This window comes from Paraglaciecola sp., assembly GCF_039964565.1.
Lineage (GTDB): Bacteria > Pseudomonadota > Gammaproteobacteria > Enterobacterales > Alteromonadaceae > Paraglaciecola.
In genome coordinates this window covers 74,577-91,458 of record NZ_JBDVXF010000021.1, presented here as the reverse complement: position 1 = coordinate 91,458, position 16,882 = coordinate 74,577, and the positions used below count along the sequence as shown (strand labels likewise).

Below are 16,882 nucleotides of genomic sequence, written 5' to 3'. Positions count from 1 at the left end.
TCATTTTCGGACCATTTATTCAACCTAAAGTGTAATAGGTAGCGTTAACCTTTTGCCGAATTTATGGTATTTGCAGACCTTTAATCGCTACTGAGCTATCTTCAGTCAATTGCCTAGTGGAGTCGAATTATTCAGGTTTTAAATAAGCGATATCTTCTAGATCATCACCCCCAAAATCATAACCGCCTTCAAAATCATCGTTTAATTCATTAGTGAGATTGACAGATAGCTCTAAAATTTCAGGGATATAAACAGTTAATTTTTTTTGTGAGGTTATGATTGATTTAAACTCATTAAAGTCCAGCAGAGATGTCTCTTCAAGATAGGCTTTGGTGGCTGCTGGTTGGGATCCTGCAAAATTTTCTACACACAGCGCAAACTTTTCGAGGATTAGATTGACATCGGTGTGGCTCAAATAAGTAATAAGTTGCTCGTAGCGCTCATTGTTAAAAACTTTTTCTTGTGAGTCTATTAACTTAAGAGCAATCGCCGAATTGAGTAGTTTCTGCAGTTCGAACCTTAGGTAGTCTTCATCTGTTTCAGGTAACACTACATTGGCTGCATATTGTGAAGACATAATTCTATGTAAATTAAAAAGCCTTAGGCTGTTTTGTCCTTTTTCGACAAAATCCGCATGAATTTGTGTTATATCAGTAGTGTCGTTGGCGCCCAGCGCGTAGCTGCTGAGTTTGACTTGTTTAAAATATTCAGCAGAAATCTGCTTTAGTTCAGCATATTTAGCCCAGCCGGCTCTGAAGCAATACACAATTCCTTGGGTTTTAATTATTTCTTTGGCTTTCTCAGTACTATTGTCACAATGACTTAATAGCCCGAGATTGATGATCCCAAGCACAATTTCACAAGCTTTTTTAATATGATCTGCATAGATAATAGATAAATTGTCAGACGCTATTCTTAAAGACATATCTGATAATTGTTGTTTGGTCTTATGCACAAACTCCTCAGTAAAATATCCCTGTGCTAGTCCGTCTTTTAATACCAAAAGAATAAAGGGTTTATTCCTTAACTCTGCTATTTTCATAACGTAATCCTATAGAGGGGCAAACATATCGTCGGTGTCCATTTCCACAGCAGTCACTCTTTGTTTATTCGCATTGTTTTTTAAGGCCGCTTCTATGTTGTCCAAACTACCGTTTGTGCTAACTGCTAGCACTTCGTTATAGGCTTCTTCATCAAGGTTTTTAATCTTAAGAAGTAATTCTTCTATGCTGCCCGATATTTGTTCTTCATCATATTCAAGTTCCGAGAAATCATGGCCTATAAATGGCAAAGATAAATATAACAAACCAAAATCATCTTGAATAATTGCCTTAAGTATCTCTTTTTGTTTCTCATCGTCATCATGAGAAAGAAATATCTGAGCCAGTAAACTGTGAGCTTCGTTTTGTGCGCTAAATAGCGAATCTTCATCCAGATTTTGCCAATAAGAAGGTTCAACATTTAGCAATTTTTTAATGGACTCGGCGTCCATTAACCAAGTCGCAATAGAAGGGATAGTCGCGTCATGTTCTCGTACAATTTTCGCCACGGTCAAAATATCCATTTCAGAAAATACCGCTAACATAGCCGTATCACCTTGTTCTGAAGCGATTCTTTCTAATGAGGTGCCGGCTTCTCTGCCGCTGTTTTGAGCTTGTTCGGTAATATCTGTGGCAAGAATCAGTGCGTTACTAGTCAATTGGTATTCCTCAATAAAAGTTTTGTATTATTCATCATAACCATAGGTCGCGTAAGAGTCTGTCGCATCGTCGTTAGTGTCAACTTCATCCTCGGGAGGTAACGGTGTAGCATCATAAGTATTATAAAAATGGATCAGCAACACCGCTGTTTTTAGTTCATGTTCTGAATGATTCATCAACTCGGTTACAGTGGCTCTTGCATCTGCATGAACAGCAACATATGGTTTAATATTTTCCCACAAAGGTGGCTGTGCTAAGTCTATCTTAGCTAGATTTTTTGAATCAATTCTTACACTACGAGTGATAGCCATTGCCAATTGGTCGACCATGCCATCAAACACTTTACTGCTTGACGCTAATTGAGCTGATAAAACCTTCAGGTAATTAGCTAAAAAATCAGGGTTTTCTGGATCGCTTAAGGATTCCATATTTTCTAGGTACATAGAAAAATCATCCGCTATATAAGCAGGGATAGATGTCTCAATATTCATTAATTAAATTCCTACAACAAGGCATTGTGCCAAAAGGAATCGGCAATTTCTCTTGGGTCTGTGGTAATAGTGTAATGACTCTTAATATATAAAGAGCGTTTTTGAGGATCGGCAATAACTTCGTAAGCTTTTTGAATTAATTGAAACTTTTCTTTTGCTTGCTCCGCATCATTTCTATCTGGATGGAATTGATTGGCGAGTTTTCGATAAGCTTTTTTAATTTCGGCTGTTGACGAGGTTCTGGTTACCCCTAATAGTTCAAAATGATCCATAAAATATATCGTAATTTTTGTGCATTTGATTGAATTAAAAATGCCTATGATTTTCAGTATTGCATTTTACCTCTACCGTGTTGTTTTCACAATGCTCAGTAATGCAAAATAACGATGCAAATCCCTTTACTGCAACGAGGTTTTAGTCAAAACCATAACAAGCATAACCTTCAAGGTTTTTGGGTTTTTTATTCATATACATAAAATGCTCATAGCCCACTGAAAAAGCAAAAGGGTTAGCGTTATAATCAGCGTAATATTGATCCCTACCTAATCTTGCTTCTTTGACACCCGATGCGAAACTGCTAAGGAAATCATCTCGATTATTCATCAATATTTCGATGCCGTCTGCGTCATTTGACACCACTTCAAAGACACCTTCATCAATGAACTTATTCAGTACAGTCAGGTTAAACAACCCGCTATAATTATCAGTCTGAGGATCATATCTGACCATCGAAGTATTATTATTACTGGTGGCCTCCATTAAAGAGACAAATAATTCTCGGACTTTTTTTGATATCAACTTATTTTCCTTTTGAGCTGTGCTTAGAGAGTTTGCTATTCAACCTAACTTGTTGCCCGTTTAGCGATAAATAAAACCATAAGTGATTGATATGATAATATTAATTTAAATTAATGTTAAAGTATTGTGATATAAATCAATATTCGATTATACCTATTTAAATCGTTGCTTAGCTGCCATTTACTTCAATGATATTTTAACAAAAGAATCACTTTAGAGAATTTATGATTAAAAGAATACTGCTCTCAATTGCAACAATACCCGTATTAATTTACCTAGTTTTTTGGATTACAGCCCCCGGTAAAGCTGATTCTGCCCAATATCATGATTTAGTCGACCAGTACGACGTACAAATCGTTCGCGATAAATATGGGGTACCGCATATTTTTGGGGACAGAGATGTTGATGCTGCGTTTGGACTGGCTTTTGCCCATGCTGAAGATGATTTTGAAACTATGCAGGATATTTTGCTAGTCACCCGAGGAAAGCTTGCAACTCTGCATGGTGTCGATGCAGCAAAAACTGATTATTTAGTGCAATTTATGGGAGTGTGGGACGTAGTCAATTCGGGCTACGATACGCGTATTTCACAGCAAACCCGAGATCATGCTCAAGCTTATGCCGATGGGGTTAACTATTACGCTTCTAAAAATCCGGGGAAAATAGCCACAGAACTGCTACCGGTTACAGGTAAGGATATTGTTGCAGGGTTTACGTTTAAAACACCATTATTTTATGGCTTTGATCAGGTGGTTGCGTCAGTTGTTGAAGGGCGTTACGGAACAGGATTAGACAAAGTGGCACGGTTGCAGGTAACAAATTCACCACAACCGGATCTCGGTAGTCAAGGGATAGCCATTGCCCCCTCAAGAACAGATGATGGTTATACCCGTTTATTGGTTAATTCTCATCAACCACTTACTGGGCCTGTCGCTTGGTATGAAGCACGGATAAAGACACAACAGGGCTGGGATATGGCGGGCAGCACGTTTCCGGGGGCACCAGTTATTTTACATGGTCACGGGCCCACTCTTGGTTGGGCTAGCACAGTAAACAAGCCTGACTTAGTGGATGTGTACGAATTAACGATTAACCCTAACAACGAAAACCAATACCTACTTGATGGCGAATGGCACGATTTTAAAGTATCTCAAGCCGCTATCGAGGTAACCTTTTGGGGGCCGATTCGTTGGACCTTTCACGAAGCTATTTATCATTCGGTGCACGGTCCAGTGTTTAAAACAGAGCAGGGCGCTTTTGCGCTTCGTTGGGCCGGTATGGATGAAATGCGCACACTAGAACAAATGATCGCCATGAATAAGGCTCGCACTCAAGTTGATTTTGAAGCCGCCCTTGGAATGACTGCATCACCTAGCATCAATCAGGTATATGCAGATAAGGATGGCAACATTGCTCACTACTACAATGCGATGATGCCTAAGCGACCCGTAGGCGAAAAATTCTCGAATATTAACTGGCAGGGACTAATAGCAGGAGACCGATCAGATCTTATTTGGAAAGATTATTACCCGTTTGAACGCATGCCGCGAACCGTCAATCCTGCTTCTGGCTTTGTCTACAATGCCAATAACACCCCTTATCGTTCTTCAGTAGGAGTCGGCCAACCAAAGGCCAGTGAATTTGATGCATCAATGGGTATTCAAACCAACATGACTAACCGAGCGCTGCGAATCGAAGCGTTATTTGGTGGAGATGAATCGATTAGCCGAGAAGAAATGCGCAGCTATAAATACGATAATCGATATGCTCAAGGCTCGGTAGTTGACCAAGTGATCAAACGTTTATTGGCCATGTCGTTTACGTCAAATAGCCAGATGCAATCTGGACAACAGTTATTGCAAAGTTGGAATTTAACAACAGATGCTGAAAGCAGGTCGGCGGCATTAGGCGTACTAACCGCAACCCCATTTGTTATGGCTCAAATGCGAAACGAGCCAGAGCCAGAACTAGTCGAAACGTTTCAGAATGCCTTACAGTTACTGCACACCCACTTCGGACGTATCGATCCAAAATGGGGCGAGGTTAACCGGTTAGCGCGGGGTGACAATAGCTGGCCACTTTCAGGAGCGCCCGACGTATTGCGTGCAGTATATGGTGTATTTGATGTAGAAGCAGGTTTTCAAAAGGCAACAGCAGGAGATAGCTACATTATGTTTGTTGAATGGGACAGTAATGGCAACGTTTCCTCGCGCACTATACATAATTTTGGCAGTGCGACTTTAGATGCAACTTCAATACATTATAACGATCAGGCTCCGATCTTTTCCTCTGAAAGCGAGAGAAGTTTGCCTTTGGATAGGGCCTCACTAATGGCTGAAAAAACCAGTGATATTAGACTATGAGAAGAGTAAGCAGTTAAACCTTAGGTTTGTACTTAATATCGCAATGTGCTGTAGTTAAAACTAATAAAGAATGCAATAGGTTGATTTAACATGCTCTCCTATTGCCAATGAACATTTAGGGCAGTTGCCTACCAGTTAGGGTAAGGTGCCTCGTGGCATCTCTCATGAAATGTCGCTAATTGAATTGGTGAAATTTAATGGGGTAGCTAGGACTACACTCCCATATCGATGGCCTTTTTAGGTGTAAAGCTGCTCCCAATTGAAGCGATAATGATCAACACAATGGCAGCCCATTGTAACAAGGTCAAATGCTCGCTTAATATTGCAAGACCAGCCAATGCCGCAATCGCTGGCTCTAGGCTCATAAAAATGCTGAAAGTTTGAGTCGGCATATTCCTAAGAGCAACCATTTCCAATGAATAAGGCACGGCACTCGATAATACTGCCACCAATAGACCTAGGGGCAACACTTCCCAACTAAATAACGCTAAACCTTGACTCACCGCGCCAATCGGCACAATCACAATAGCAGCAACTGTCATGCCTAGTGCTACTGTAATGCCGCCAGACGCTTGTTTATCGGTTCGCGTACCAAACAAAATATATCCCGCCCAACAAGCTCCGGCTCCTAAGGCCATCAATACCCCGCCAACATCTAAACCGTGCGCCTTAAACAAATTAGGCATCAATAGAAAAATGCCTACTGTGGCGCAAGTAACCCAAAATAAGTCACTTTTGCGCTTAGATGAAAACAAAGCCACGGCTAAAGGACCAGTAAACTCAAGTGCCACCGCGATGCCCAAAGGAATGCGTTCAATAGATAAATAAAACAGAATATTCATGCCGCCCAAACACAAACCGTAAATAACAATACTGCGCCAATCTCGGCCCTGTGGCAGTTTTCTCCATGGTCTAAAAATTATCCAAAGTAATGCAGCCGCAAAACCTAAACGCAGCGCTGTTGTGCCTTCAGGACCAACTAAAGGAAAAAGTTGTTTTGCAATTGATGCACCAGACTGAATAGTCACCATTGCCAACAAAACGCAGACTACTGCAGTCACAAGTATACGATTGATTTGCATCGAGTAGGGGCCCAATAAATTAAACGGTTAAAGTGCCGCATTCTATCAGAGGAAATTTAAATTGCTCAGGAATTAATGTAGTTAAGATAAGCCGATCTAACAACTGCTGTCATCATTTTGTTACTCGCGGTTGTGAATAGCGTTTAGGACCCCCATTGTGAATACAACAGTATTGATATCAAAGAATTAAAACCCAAAAATTAAACGTTAAGGAGCTGAGTTTATGAGTCGCCATTTTGATAAGGCCGATGGTTTATTCGAAGAAAAAGATGCAGCCACAGATGGCTTTGTTTTTAACCAAACAATGTTGCGTATTGCTGACCCAAAGCGTTCGTTAGACTTTTATACCCGTGTAATGGGAATGACCTTACTTAAGCGTCTCGATTTCGCCGACATGAAGTTTAGTTTGTATTTCTTGAGTGCCGGAGAAGATTTTTCAGATATTAGTGATGATACACACTCTCGTACCGCACAAACGTTTGGAAGACCAGCCATGTTAGAATTGACCCATAACTGGGCTGACTCGGCTGAACACGTGCAATATCACAACGGCAATAGTGAACCAAAAGGTTTTGGTCATATAGGCTTTCATGTGCCAAACCTTGAAGCAGCGTGCCAACGTTTTGAATCACTAGATGTGCCTTTTCAAAAACGCCCCAATGATGGAGCAATGCAAGGTATAGCGTTTATAAAAGATCCCGACGGTTACTGGATTGAGATCTTTGATGCAAATAGCGTTGCCGCGTCCATCACTGAACACTTACAAACATAGATGAGGTATCAATTTAAAATGGGCGTGATTACTTGAGCCCATTAGTCACTATTTCCTCACTTTTCCAATTTTATGCTCACAGATCCGCTGCAATATTACTCCTCAAACTAGGCCGATAAACGTTGGGGAGTAGTGGATTGTTGTGTTGCTAGCTGACTTATTAGATTTTCGACAACCAATTCACTTGATGCGTGATAAGTTTTCATTTCACTGTTTTTAGGCGCAGCATATTCGCCTACGTCAAAACTATTGTCAGCATGTTGAAGCCCTTCTAGTTTTAGGATTGTAACAGCGAGATGTTGCTGCAAAAATGCATGACCTGCGGCGATCCCCAACTTGTGATCGTGTTTAAGATCGTTATCTGTACTACCTAATAATTTGCTCTGAAGTTTCTCAGCTGCAAAAATTTGCAGGATTTCAACATCGGCCGGTGGGTTGGCAATAAATGCTAACTCCCGTTGATAGGCTTTTTCGTGCTGGACTAAATAATCAAGGGTTTTAGGGCAAAAACCTGAGGTACACACTAAAGATCTAAGTTTATGTACCCAAGCTGATTGTGCCTGAAAATGCGCATCGGCGGTGCGGATCACTACAATTTTGCGAGCACCGCGCTTGTAGGCTTCGATTACTGGAAGTGGCGCCGCTAAACCACCGTCAAGGTAATAGTCTGTTTTTGGTGATGCCATATTTCGCTCTGTTGTTACTCCAGATTCATTGGCAGCAGTGGTACCTAACCACGGCGTAAGCTTTACCCCTTGTTTATATAAAAAAGGTAAAGCGCTAGAGGCTTTCAGTAATTCACGCCACTGCTGACTTTCACCTGTTGGACTTAAAAAGTAAGGGCGTCTATCTCGGGCGTTAGTCGCAGTAATGTATAGTTCACGCTGACCTAAAGTGCGCTTAGCTGTTTGAAAATCGATAGTACGATTCGCTTCGGTGGTTTTATCGAAGTACCAATCTAAATCCACTATATGTTTGCCTACTAACCCTCTACCTAAATGAAAGAAGCGTTTATGCCTTGATAAACCGCGGATTAGCCGTTTGGCGTAGCCTTTTTGCTTAGCTAAAAAGCTGGTCAAATTTTGTGAGCCAGCTGACGTGCCGAAAAACATGTCAAAGGGGTCGTAGCTTTCTTGTAACCAAGCGTCTAATACTCCAGCTGTAAATATCCCTCGCTGCCCGCCACCTTCTGCTATCAAAGCAAGCTTAGGCTTTGCAGTTTGGGTAGAAATGGTGGCGTTGCTTGAAGCTAGGGATTTCATAATGACCTTCTTATTGTAGTGTTATTGGTAATTTTAATAACGCTATTTTAAATAAGGTCATGGCTGTGAGATAATTGAAAGAATCAATCGTTTCGATAGATAAAATTGTAGTGTTAATGTTTTCTATAGATAGGTTGCTTAAATTCAATTGTTGTAATTATGCGGCAGCAAATTTCATAGCATTTATAACTAGGGTTGAATACATATCTTCACAGCAATGGCTTTGTATAACAAAATAGCCGTCAAAAGGCGGCTATTTTGAGTGAACTTTCATTACATTTTACTTGGAAGACTGGTTAGCATGCCTGGTTAACCATTGTTGACGTGCGGCTTGACGATCTGTATCTGTTGGTGTCGAGCCACTAGCCATTTCAGCGGCAATTTGTTCAATCAGTTTGTCTCGATCAGCCATTAATTTATCGGCGTTTGCAAATAAATCCTTGGCTTGGGGGAAGTCTTCTTTGATTGTTTTGATATCCAATAATTTATAATAAGCTTGCTCGATGGCGTCGTTAAATTGGCTGCGCTTAGCCTGAAAAATCACATAGTCTTTTGCCGCGTCTGAATTAATATAATCGATGTCTTCATTCGACATGTCGGCCTCTTTTGCGACCGCTAGCGCCTTGTCTAGCCACTCTTCCATTGCGTCTTCATCACTTTGCGACATTGCCTGTTTAACACCTTCCACCAAATCTGAAGCTGAAAGGAGCTGTTCTCGGGTAATAACCGGTAAAACTGACACTGGCTCATCGCTGATTTTAGGCCGCTGTGGATCTGAATTCGAAAACCACAGAGCAGCGCCAATAGCTATTACAACAACGAGAGCGACGATAACTTTCATGTACTTACCTTTTTAATAGCGCCAATGTTTACAGCGCAAACTACAAAATCTGTTTAGCCGGCAAGCCTAGCATAATTTTATTATCTAGTAAGCTTCGCTAGTTCAGTTTAGCTGATAGGTTTAAGTTATCTATTGCTTCTCTAAGAGTCGAGTCGCAGTCGACATTGTTTTTAAGCTAGAGAGTGGAGAGCCTAAATGGTGATGTACCTAAATATCCAATCTTTTGTACCACCACACCTAACACACAAGGATAAGGCCTTGCCATCGTTAAGCGTATAATTCTTATCTCTAGGTTTGGCTAGGTTTGGCTAGGTTTGGCTATTTTTGTCTATTTTTGGCATTTTGGTGGTACAAGAATTTTGATTGGTGACTTTGTACCACCAAATAACTCGCTGAAATATGTATCTTGAAAAGACTACAAGGCGGTAACGACTGATTTAAAGACGGTATATCGTTCAAATACAGAAGAAGAAGCCTTGCTTGAATTAGAGCGTTTCAGTGAAACCTGGGACGAGCAAAATCCTCAAATCAGTAAGTCATGGCGTGCACACTGGCAGAACTTAAATACCATATTTAATTACCCCACAGACATACGCAAAGCGATTTATACGACCAACGCCATTGAGTCTCTCAACAGCGTTATTCGAAAGGCGCTTAAAAAACGAAAGATATTTCCAAGCGACGATTCAGCTAAGAAAATGGTTTACTTAGACATCACCGAAGCATCGAAAAAATGGACTATGCCAATTCATAACTGGCGACAGGCGATGGTTCGTTTTATTATCGAGTTCGGGGAACGCCTCGAAAAGCATATTAAATAATGGCAGTTACACAGAATCTGTTACAGGCTCGTTTTATGTTTTTTGTTATCTATGTTGTCCCACTACCTGTACCACTAAAAGCCAATATTACTGCTTATTTATATTTACTTTCTTTCTTCATCTTTTGAAAGTCGTCTAACTATATGATTAATTAACCAAACTCAATCTCAATACCAGTTTCAGTAAAACCAATTAGTGGTGTTTTTATTTTTCCGTTAATTTTCCATTTACTAGGCGTTAACATTGTGCATAAGTATTTCCAAAGCGTTGAAAGCACACTTTTAACTTTAGGAACTACTTTATTTTCAAACCATTTTTTAACTTTGTTAAATCCAATTAAATGGGAAGTAAGATTTTCCTTTAGTACTATTTCGTGTCCAAATAAAGTGGCTAAAAGATCAACTTCTGCAATGTTAGAGTACAGGCTGTTTAATTCTTCACTACTTAATGTTTCATCTTTATTGAACCCATCAGATATGCTCTGGAATGTTGCTACCAATTTATTTTTATACTCATTAATTAAGGTGTTCTCTTCAATGAAAAGAGAAATTTCTTCTTCGTAAGGAAGGCTGTTTATTGTTGAAATCAAATCCTCTAAACAGAGTTTTATGGTCTGGTACATGATTATTCCTATTCATATTATTAAATTTAAACTTTAATTTTATGTTTCTTCACAAACTCAACAACTCCTTGCATATTCCCAAAGTTATTTAAGAGCATTTCTTTTGCATGTTCGGCTGGTTCTGGAGCGTCACATCTAAGTAACTGTCACCATGTTTTAACAAGAATGATTGGTGGGTTAGGTTGGTCTTGAATCGGATTTGGTTGCATGATTAATTCCCTTTATTTAATTTCCTTCTATCAATTTAGTATATTTTAAAATTTTCACCATAAACAAAAGCCCTTAAGTAGGGGGGAGCAAAAAATTTAGGAGACTGTCATTTGAGTATGCTCATTCTCGGGCGAGAAATGATGGCCAGTTGTTTACTGATAAGAATTAGAAACGTTTTTGCGAGTTAGTGTTCAATCTAAGTGGGAATGGTATTAGTAATACTTGGGTAACTAAAAGAAGTCGACATGACAGAAGTGAACAGTCGTTTAACGTTATTCTGCAGAAGAGCCGATTATCAGACTTTGGACTCTTGATTTTACGCCAACTGCGATACATAACGACGCTGAACTAGCTCAATAAGCGATTTTTACTCGTCACCACCGCGAAGGCGATGGTCTCAAAAGGGCGTGAAGCGTATTCTAGTTTATTAAATATGGCGTTCTGCTCAGGGTGGGAAGGAGATCCTAAACACTCCAGACATTAGTGATAACCATGAGCGAATAACAGATCATCGACGAAGTGATTTTGACGATCCGTTTACTAAGATAGCCGACGTTCAGGCTTTTCTTTGAGATGCACTCAGGATATTGAGTATATCGAATTGAGTGACTATATTGATTGTACTCGGGGACACAATTACGGAAAATTGAATGCTAGACGCGATAATTGACACTATATTAGACCACATCGAGATCAATCAAAACGGCATGCGCAATGGCATTAGGGGCTCCTACGGTGTAGCGCATCCGGAATACCCCGACGCTGTTGGAAATGAAATCATTGCAAACATCGTGGGCATTAAGCTAGCATTTACCCCGTTAAATGAAGGACAAAAAACAGGTTGGCTAAGAAGATTGATTCCTTTTGTGAACACATCTTGGAATCAAGGAGAAACGATCGCAGACCGTGCTCGGCTTATCGCGCGCTTCAATACGCTTTTCAGCAAGAAAATTGTCAACGAAGACTACGGCGAACCGTTTGCCAATGTGATCAACTTCACCAAAAAAATGTTATGGGACGTTGTATCGGAGATACACAACTTAGGACATAATGCTGCTCCTAATTTTATCCACTATTGCCAGCAAGTCGTTAACGCCCACGAAACCGTTTTTAATATGCGAGAAGTTCTCGCATTGAATGGGATCCCAGCCACCTCAATTTATCAAATCATCCATACGTTCCATCAAAACAACCTTGGGTACGGCGACTTGTGTGAGACAAACGTTATTGAAGTTCACAAAATGATGGCTAAGGCGCCTCCTGCAGGTGGGTTCGGTGGCTTAGTAGCTTGGGGGCCAGGTAATTATCATACAGTGAATGAAAACAAAAAAGGTCACTTTCTAAAACACGTTCTAAATGCTGACCCGCAAGGAAAAAACTTAAACTGGAACGATGAAATGCGCCGCTGGTGGGCACAACTTAATATCCAAGTTACGCTCGCAACGTTAAATCAACACATGCCTGGCAACGCTCTTGTTTTAGCCAATGCAGGCAGGTTCGTAGACAACAACACACCGCTAGCAATGAATGAAGTTGTCCCATTGATGAATGCTTTACATGGTCAAATGAGCGATGCGTTCAAAGATCATATGTATACTACTTATGGTGCGGCGTATGAGCAAATAGCTCTCAACATCGGTTTAAACTTGATTAATCCAGCTGTTTGCAGCGATGCTGCCCACCAGAAAATTTCAATCAGTGGGCGTGATAACGGTGGATATCAAGGTGATGTTTTTGTCGTAGGTCGAATCAAAAATGGTGTATTAGGAATATCGTCTTGCTATTTCGCTGAAGACATCAATGAACGTCTAAATCGGGTGGTTTTATGGCCATTATAAAGGGTTTGGCTTGACGGATATTAAAAAATTAAAGGGGTCGAAAAATAAAAGGGGTCGTAGTCAAATTAAATACACTGTTACATTGATAGGTGATTTCAGCTTGGAACAGCACATACAAAAAAGGCTTATCTTTCGATAAGCCTTTTTCTATTTGGTGGGCTGGCGGGAGTTGAACCTTATTTGTAACTATTTGATATTTAATGTTTATACTGGTTTAAAAAATAATTTGTACCACCACTTGTACCACTAAAGTAAAAAATGACTACACTTTCATTGGGCAATTCCAACCGCATGATAACTATTATCCTCAGCTTAAAATAACTAAATTACTTTTAGGTTGAGTCAGTAGTTTTTCCGTCTTCAAAATACTGGAAAAGCCTAAATCTAATATATGAAAACAATTAGCCTGAACCTTAGCGATGGGGTAATTCAAAAGCACTGCAAACAAGATGTAATTTTACGCGACACAAAAGTGCCATTTCTCTCATTTCGTTATTTAAAATCCTCTAAGCATGTTGGTAGCTTTCAAATTACCTTTACCTGTTCGGGTAAGTCGACCAGTTGCTTATTAGGTCAATATCCGTTACTTACAATAAAGGATGCGCGGGTTGCTGCAACAGCAAAGCTACAGTTTATTGAAGCGAAAAAGAATAACGCTACAAAAGAGAAGTGCTTTGACAACTGTGGTGAGTTACTCGATTGGTACAAAAGCTTTCGATGTTCTGACACCAATATTTCATTTAATACCAAAAGGAATGTTGAACATCATATTCAAAAAGTATTAAAACCTATTCTTAGTAGGCAGAGATTTGAAGATCTTAATGCTAGCTTTATGTCAGAAGTTTGGCTTAAGTCAGAGCTAGTAAACTACCAGGTCTCAACATTGAAAAGCAGCTTTCAATGTCTAAAAGCTGCATTTAATAGAGCCCACAAATTAGGATACATCCAACCTAACCCTTTAGATAAAATTAGCTTTGGTGACATATCAGCTTGTACGATAAAGCCAAGAGAAAACAAAATACAATTTTGGAGCGTTCCCAAGCTGGTAAATTTGATTAATGGTATGCCTACTGAGCTTCGAGTATTAAGTTTTCTTTGTTTAGGCTACCTCACTAGAAATCAAGAAACAGTTGATGCAAAGTGGGAGCATTTTGATTTTAAAAATATGCTTTGGCATATACCTGCCAAAAATACGAAAACGGGGCAGGGAATTTCACACCCAATCACACCGCAAATTTTGACATTGCTTAAGCAATACAAAAAATGGCAACTGCATAAAACGCGATCAAAGTTTCTATTTCCACAAAAAAGAGGATACAGAGCATTATCCGCGTCCCAAGCAGCTAGAAAAATAGCGCTACATACAAGTGGCAAATTTAGGCTTCATGATTTAAGAAAATTTGGCTCAACCTCATTGAGGGATATGGGCACGGATTATTATATTGTTGAACGAATTTTGAACCATAAAATGACTCAGCTTGACCAGACTTATATTCAAACTAGTAGCAGAAAGATTATTGCAGAGAGTTTAGAAAAGTGGCATCAGGAAGTGCTTAGATAAACCGTAGTAAATTGTTCGAAGGGCTACCAATTCAGCTGTCAACGACGTGACATCGTTTTTAATAAATAAGCTGAAGTAAAACCACCTTGACAATAGATGTTCTCAAAATCAAGGTGGTGGTGTTTGGACTTATACTTTTAGAACCTACAGTTTATTCGCTAACTTTTTTAAGTCGGATTTGTAGTCACTAAGTTTGTGTTTTTTGCCAATAAAATATTCAGATAGCGAAATGTTGAAGAAAATGGCATTGTCATCACCTCTTCTAATCACACCTAAAGAATACTTATTATCAAGGTGTAAGGTGATACCATGCCCAATAGATTTCGCGTCTTCCCTATCTGCATAGACCGATGTCACCCCTAATCCCCAAGGGATGACATCATTGTCCCAATCATTGAAGCCAATCCATTCAAGAGCTAGTCCCGGCTCTGTTCTATTGCCATTTTCAGCATCAGGCAAATGTTCTAGCACTAGTGAAAATTCAAGAGCTCTAACCTGGTAAGGGGGAGGGCCCGGCCAAGGATCATTTGGGTTATAGAAAAGAGACTTATGAACACGTGAAGTAGCTAGCAATGAGACTAGACCAAGAGCTGGGGCTTCTTTTTTATAGATATCCCAATTGACGATAGACTCCCTTAGCGTTTTGGCGATCAAGTTACTCTTGTATTCAACTATGTAATGTCTGTATATGTTAAATGCCGTTGCAATGTTTTCTATTGCTTCAGTACAGTTTTTGGCTCCAAGTGAAATACAATAATTTTGCTGTGATGCATCTGCTGTATTAAAAAAGAAAGAGGTTGCCAGAAGACCATTGACAGTTATTTTTTGAGAAGAAACCCCGGTAGTAGAATCAATATTTATATTACCTCTAATAATTTCTATGTCTGCAAACTCACTTGCATTTATAGGCACGCTGGTGGGGGTAGTTAGCCAAGCATTGGCAAATGCTGTTGAATTAGGAAATACACTTTGAGGAAAGGCAACCAATAAGGTACTTGATAGCTGTTCCATTAATCCTAAATGGTCAGTATTTTCCAATACGTATTTAGATGAATAATTTGCATTTTCAAACCCAGACATGATGTTTACACATGTTGTTGATGCGTAATTAACGGCTAGTTGAAACAGTTCCTTGTGTTTATCGGGTGGGTCCTTTTGAAGTATGTTCTCACAGTATTCATTAACAGTAGTACTATTAGATGCATGAGAAACCAGCATTGTTAGCAAGAGCAAAGCTAAAGTCATATAATGTTTCACTGGTTATTCTCCTCGATGCTTAAATATACTTTGGTTTCTTCATTGATTTTTTGTAGTGCTTCATAAGCGCTTTGTAAAATGTCAATTTTATCACTTAGGCTAGAGGCTTCAGCTACTCCATCGGCTGTATCAGAAAATGTGTCTTTTATGTTTTCTAGTTTGCCTTTGAGTGTGCCTTCTACAGTTGTAGCCGTGTACGCTGACATGCCATCGAAGTATTGCTTTGGTGTCACTGAAAAATCAAATAATGTGGCCAAAAAACGGTAGGTGACATCTGGATTGGCGATGTACTCTGCTAAATCATGAGGGTTGATAAAGGTACTTTCTTTTTCAATTTTTCTAACATCACTAAATGTAATGTTACTGCCCAATTCTGGCTCGCCTTTGTAAGTTTTAAACCACGTAAATGGATCTAGTTTATTGCGAAGGTTATACATCGAACCGGCTGCACCTTTGTTTCCGGTATCTTTGTCAAAATGATCGTGAACGATACAGTTTGAGAAATCTTGTGGATCACCATAGGGGTCTAATATGCCAACCAACCGGCTAACGTTTGAGACCATCCATAATGATTTGGGCCTAAATGCATTAGGGTTAATTTTATCCTTATTATCAATGGTGGCAGTGTTATCAAATAAGTCTCGCATCGTATCAGTAACAACTTTTGTACCTAAACTATGTGCAACGATATGAAATCCACGATTTTGTGCATATGCTCTGAACATATTACTTGATATAGCTTCCGCGCATCGTGTTCGAATGTCAGAGCCGTACATTGTCATAGCATATAAAATAACATCCAGAAGGTGAGTATAGATAAACTCATCATCACCAAACTTGGTTTGCATACTTGATATCTTACCTACCATTTCTGGGATTTTGGCGATGAGGTTCGAGTCTGTAACTGTAGGAGTAAGAAGCGGCAATAACTCTGCTGTCTCGGCTGCATGTTCTGCAATATCTTTTCGTATTTTATCTAGAATATCTGAGTAATTAAATTCAATGAGTTCAATTGAATCTAAGTCAAAACCTGTTTGACCAAGAAAGTCACAACCTTCTTTAAGGCCTTCATTAAATTTCTTTGTCGTTGAGGTTGCTTCGTGTGTACCCATACCATGTATGAGTAATACAATGGGTTTATCCATAGTAATCGTTCCTTGTTTAACTAGTCTAATTACCGTTTGTAAGACGGATGAATGTAGTGACTAAGTGCACAACATTCGACAACTCTCCTTATTTTGAGAGACAAAAATCACTATGGCCA

15 protein-coding genes and 1 pseudogene are annotated in these 16,882 nt (G+C 39.6%); 5 read left to right on the top strand and 11 right to left on the bottom strand.

Going from position 1 to position 16,882, the window contains the following annotated elements; all coding sequences use genetic code 11:
- Positions 1 to 127: 127 nt before the first annotated feature.
- The 5 genes from ABJK37_RS08800 to ABJK37_RS08780 all read right to left on the bottom strand — a co-directional run bounded on the left by ABJK37_RS08800 (position 128) and on the right by ABJK37_RS08780 (position 2,989).
- The gene (locus ABJK37_RS08800) at positions 128 to 1,042 is read right to left on the bottom strand and encodes a hypothetical protein (protein WP_348352166.1); all 915 of its coding nucleotides are present in this window, start codon (positions 1,040 to 1,042) and stop codon (positions 128 to 130) included.
- Positions 1,043 to 1,051: 9 nt separating this feature from the next.
- Positions 1,052 to 1,699 (bottom strand): hypothetical protein, encoded by a 648-nt coding sequence (locus ABJK37_RS08795; RefSeq protein ID WP_348352165.1) that lies wholly within the window; start codon positions 1,697 to 1,699, stop codon positions 1,052 to 1,054.
- 27 nt (positions 1,700 to 1,726) lie between these two features.
- Positions 1,727 to 2,191 carry a hypothetical protein gene (locus ABJK37_RS08790; RefSeq protein WP_348352163.1) on the bottom strand — a complete coding sequence of 155 codons (465 nt, stop codon included), beginning with the start codon at positions 2,189 to 2,191 and terminating at the stop codon, positions 1,727 to 1,729.
- A gap of 11 nt (positions 2,192 to 2,202) precedes the next feature.
- Positions 2,203 to 2,463: a DnaJ domain-containing protein gene (locus ABJK37_RS08785; protein ID WP_348352161.1), complete on the bottom strand. Its 261-nt coding sequence runs from the start codon at positions 2,461 to 2,463 to the stop codon at positions 2,203 to 2,205.
- A gap of 142 nt (positions 2,464 to 2,605) precedes the next feature.
- Positions 2,606 to 2,989, bottom strand: a complete 384-nt coding sequence (locus ABJK37_RS08780) for a hypothetical protein (protein ID WP_348352159.1) — start codon at positions 2,987 to 2,989, stop codon at positions 2,606 to 2,608.
- 224 nt (positions 2,990 to 3,213) lie between these two features.
- Here ABJK37_RS08780 and ABJK37_RS08775 point away from each other — a divergent pair, with 224 nt between their 5' ends.
- A complete protein-coding gene (locus ABJK37_RS08775; protein ID WP_348352157.1) occupies positions 3,214 to 5,352 on the top strand; it encodes a penicillin acylase family protein in 2,139 nt (712 codons plus the stop codon).
- Positions 5,353 to 5,564: 212 nt separating this feature from the next.
- On the opposite strand, the gene ABJK37_RS08770 is transcribed toward ABJK37_RS08775, so the two are convergent.
- Positions 5,565 to 6,434, bottom strand: a complete 870-nt coding sequence (locus tag ABJK37_RS08770) for a DMT family transporter (RefSeq protein ID WP_348352155.1) — start codon at positions 6,432 to 6,434, stop codon at positions 5,565 to 5,567.
- Positions 6,435 to 6,657: 223 nt separating this feature from the next.
- Between ABJK37_RS08770 and gloA the strand changes: the two genes are divergently transcribed.
- Positions 6,658 to 7,206: a lactoylglutathione lyase gene (gene gloA, locus ABJK37_RS08765; protein ID WP_348352153.1), complete on the top strand. Its 549-nt coding sequence runs from the start codon at positions 6,658 to 6,660 to the stop codon at positions 7,204 to 7,206.
- A gap of 107 nt (positions 7,207 to 7,313) precedes the next feature.
- Here the strand turns inward: gloA and ABJK37_RS08760 are convergent, their stop codons facing one another.
- Positions 7,314 to 8,468, bottom strand: a complete 1,155-nt coding sequence (locus ABJK37_RS08760) for a patatin family protein (RefSeq protein WP_348352151.1) — start codon at positions 8,466 to 8,468, stop codon at positions 7,314 to 7,316.
- 280 nt (positions 8,469 to 8,748) lie between these two features.
- The gene (locus ABJK37_RS08755) at positions 8,749 to 9,309 is read right to left on the bottom strand and encodes a hypothetical protein (RefSeq protein WP_348352149.1); all 561 of its coding nucleotides are present in this window, start codon (positions 9,307 to 9,309) and stop codon (positions 8,749 to 8,751) included.
- A gap of 386 nt (positions 9,310 to 9,695) precedes the next feature.
- Here ABJK37_RS08755 and ABJK37_RS08750 point away from each other — a divergent pair.
- A pseudogene (locus tag ABJK37_RS08750) lies at positions 9,696 to 10,130 on the top strand (transposase); the annotation flags it as partial.
- A gap of 151 nt (positions 10,131 to 10,281) precedes the next feature.
- Here ABJK37_RS08750 and ABJK37_RS08745 read toward each other — a convergent pair.
- A complete protein-coding gene (locus ABJK37_RS08745; RefSeq protein WP_348352147.1) occupies positions 10,282 to 10,752 on the bottom strand; it encodes a hypothetical protein in 471 nt (156 codons plus the stop codon).
- 860 nt (positions 10,753 to 11,612) lie between these two features.
- On the opposite strand from ABJK37_RS08745, the gene ABJK37_RS08740 reads away from it, so the two are divergent.
- A complete protein-coding gene (locus tag ABJK37_RS08740) occupies positions 11,613 to 12,800 on the top strand; it encodes a hypothetical protein (RefSeq protein ID WP_348352145.1) in 1,188 nt (395 codons plus the stop codon).
- A gap of 391 nt (positions 12,801 to 13,191) precedes the next feature.
- Positions 13,192 to 14,361 carry a tyrosine-type recombinase/integrase gene (locus tag ABJK37_RS08735; RefSeq protein ID WP_348352143.1) on the top strand — a complete coding sequence of 390 codons (1,170 nt, stop codon included), beginning with the start codon at positions 13,192 to 13,194 and terminating at the stop codon, positions 14,359 to 14,361.
- A 144-nt stretch (positions 14,362 to 14,505) separates the two neighbouring features.
- Here the strand turns inward: ABJK37_RS08735 and ABJK37_RS08730 are convergent, their stop codons facing one another.
- Complete coding sequence (locus ABJK37_RS08730; protein WP_348352141.1) at positions 14,506 to 15,618, bottom strand: hypothetical protein; 1,113 nt, start codon at positions 15,616 to 15,618, stop codon at positions 14,506 to 14,508.
- Positions 15,615 to 16,763, bottom strand: a complete 1,149-nt coding sequence (locus tag ABJK37_RS08725; RefSeq protein WP_348352139.1) for a hypothetical protein — start codon at positions 16,761 to 16,763, stop codon at positions 15,615 to 15,617. The genes ABJK37_RS08730 and ABJK37_RS08725 overlap by 4 nt, the downstream gene beginning before the upstream one ends.
- Between the last annotated feature and the right edge of the window lie 119 nt (positions 16,764 to 16,882).

Coding starts and splice junctions, on each gene's coding strand:
- ABJK37_RS08800 (WP_348352166.1), bottom strand. CDS start 1,042: ATGAAAATAGCAGAGTTAAGGAATAAACCCTTTATTCTTTTGGTATTA.
- ABJK37_RS08785 (WP_348352161.1), bottom strand. CDS start 2,463: ATGGATCATTTTGAACTATTAGGGGTAACCAGAACCTCGTCAACAGCC.
- ABJK37_RS08745 (WP_348352147.1), bottom strand. CDS start 10,752: ATGTACCAGACCATAAAACTCTGTTTAGAGGATTTGATTTCAACAATA.
- ABJK37_RS08725 (WP_348352139.1), bottom strand. CDS start 16,763: ATGGATAAACCCATTGTATTACTCATACATGGTATGGGTACACACGAA.
- ABJK37_RS08770 (WP_348352155.1), bottom strand. CDS start 6,434: ATGCAAATCAATCGTATACTTGTGACTGCAGTAGTCTGCGTTTTGTTG.
- ABJK37_RS08755 (WP_348352149.1), bottom strand. CDS start 9,309: ATGAAAGTTATCGTCGCTCTCGTTGTTGTAATAGCTATTGGCGCTGCT.
- ABJK37_RS08760 (WP_348352151.1), bottom strand. CDS start 8,468: ATGAAATCCCTAGCTTCAAGCAACGCCACCATTTCTACCCAAACTGCA.
- ABJK37_RS08740 (WP_348352145.1), top strand. CDS start 11,613: ATGCTAGACGCGATAATTGACACTATATTAGACCACATCGAGATCAAT.
- ABJK37_RS08790 (WP_348352163.1), bottom strand. CDS start 2,191: ATGAATATTGAGACATCTATCCCTGCTTATATAGCGGATGATTTTTCT.
- ABJK37_RS08775 (WP_348352157.1), top strand. CDS start 3,214: ATGATTAAAAGAATACTGCTCTCAATTGCAACAATACCCGTATTAATT.
- gloA (WP_348352153.1), top strand. CDS start 6,658: ATGAGTCGCCATTTTGATAAGGCCGATGGTTTATTCGAAGAAAAAGAT.
- ABJK37_RS08735 (WP_348352143.1), top strand. CDS start 13,192: ATGAAAACAATTAGCCTGAACCTTAGCGATGGGGTAATTCAAAAGCAC.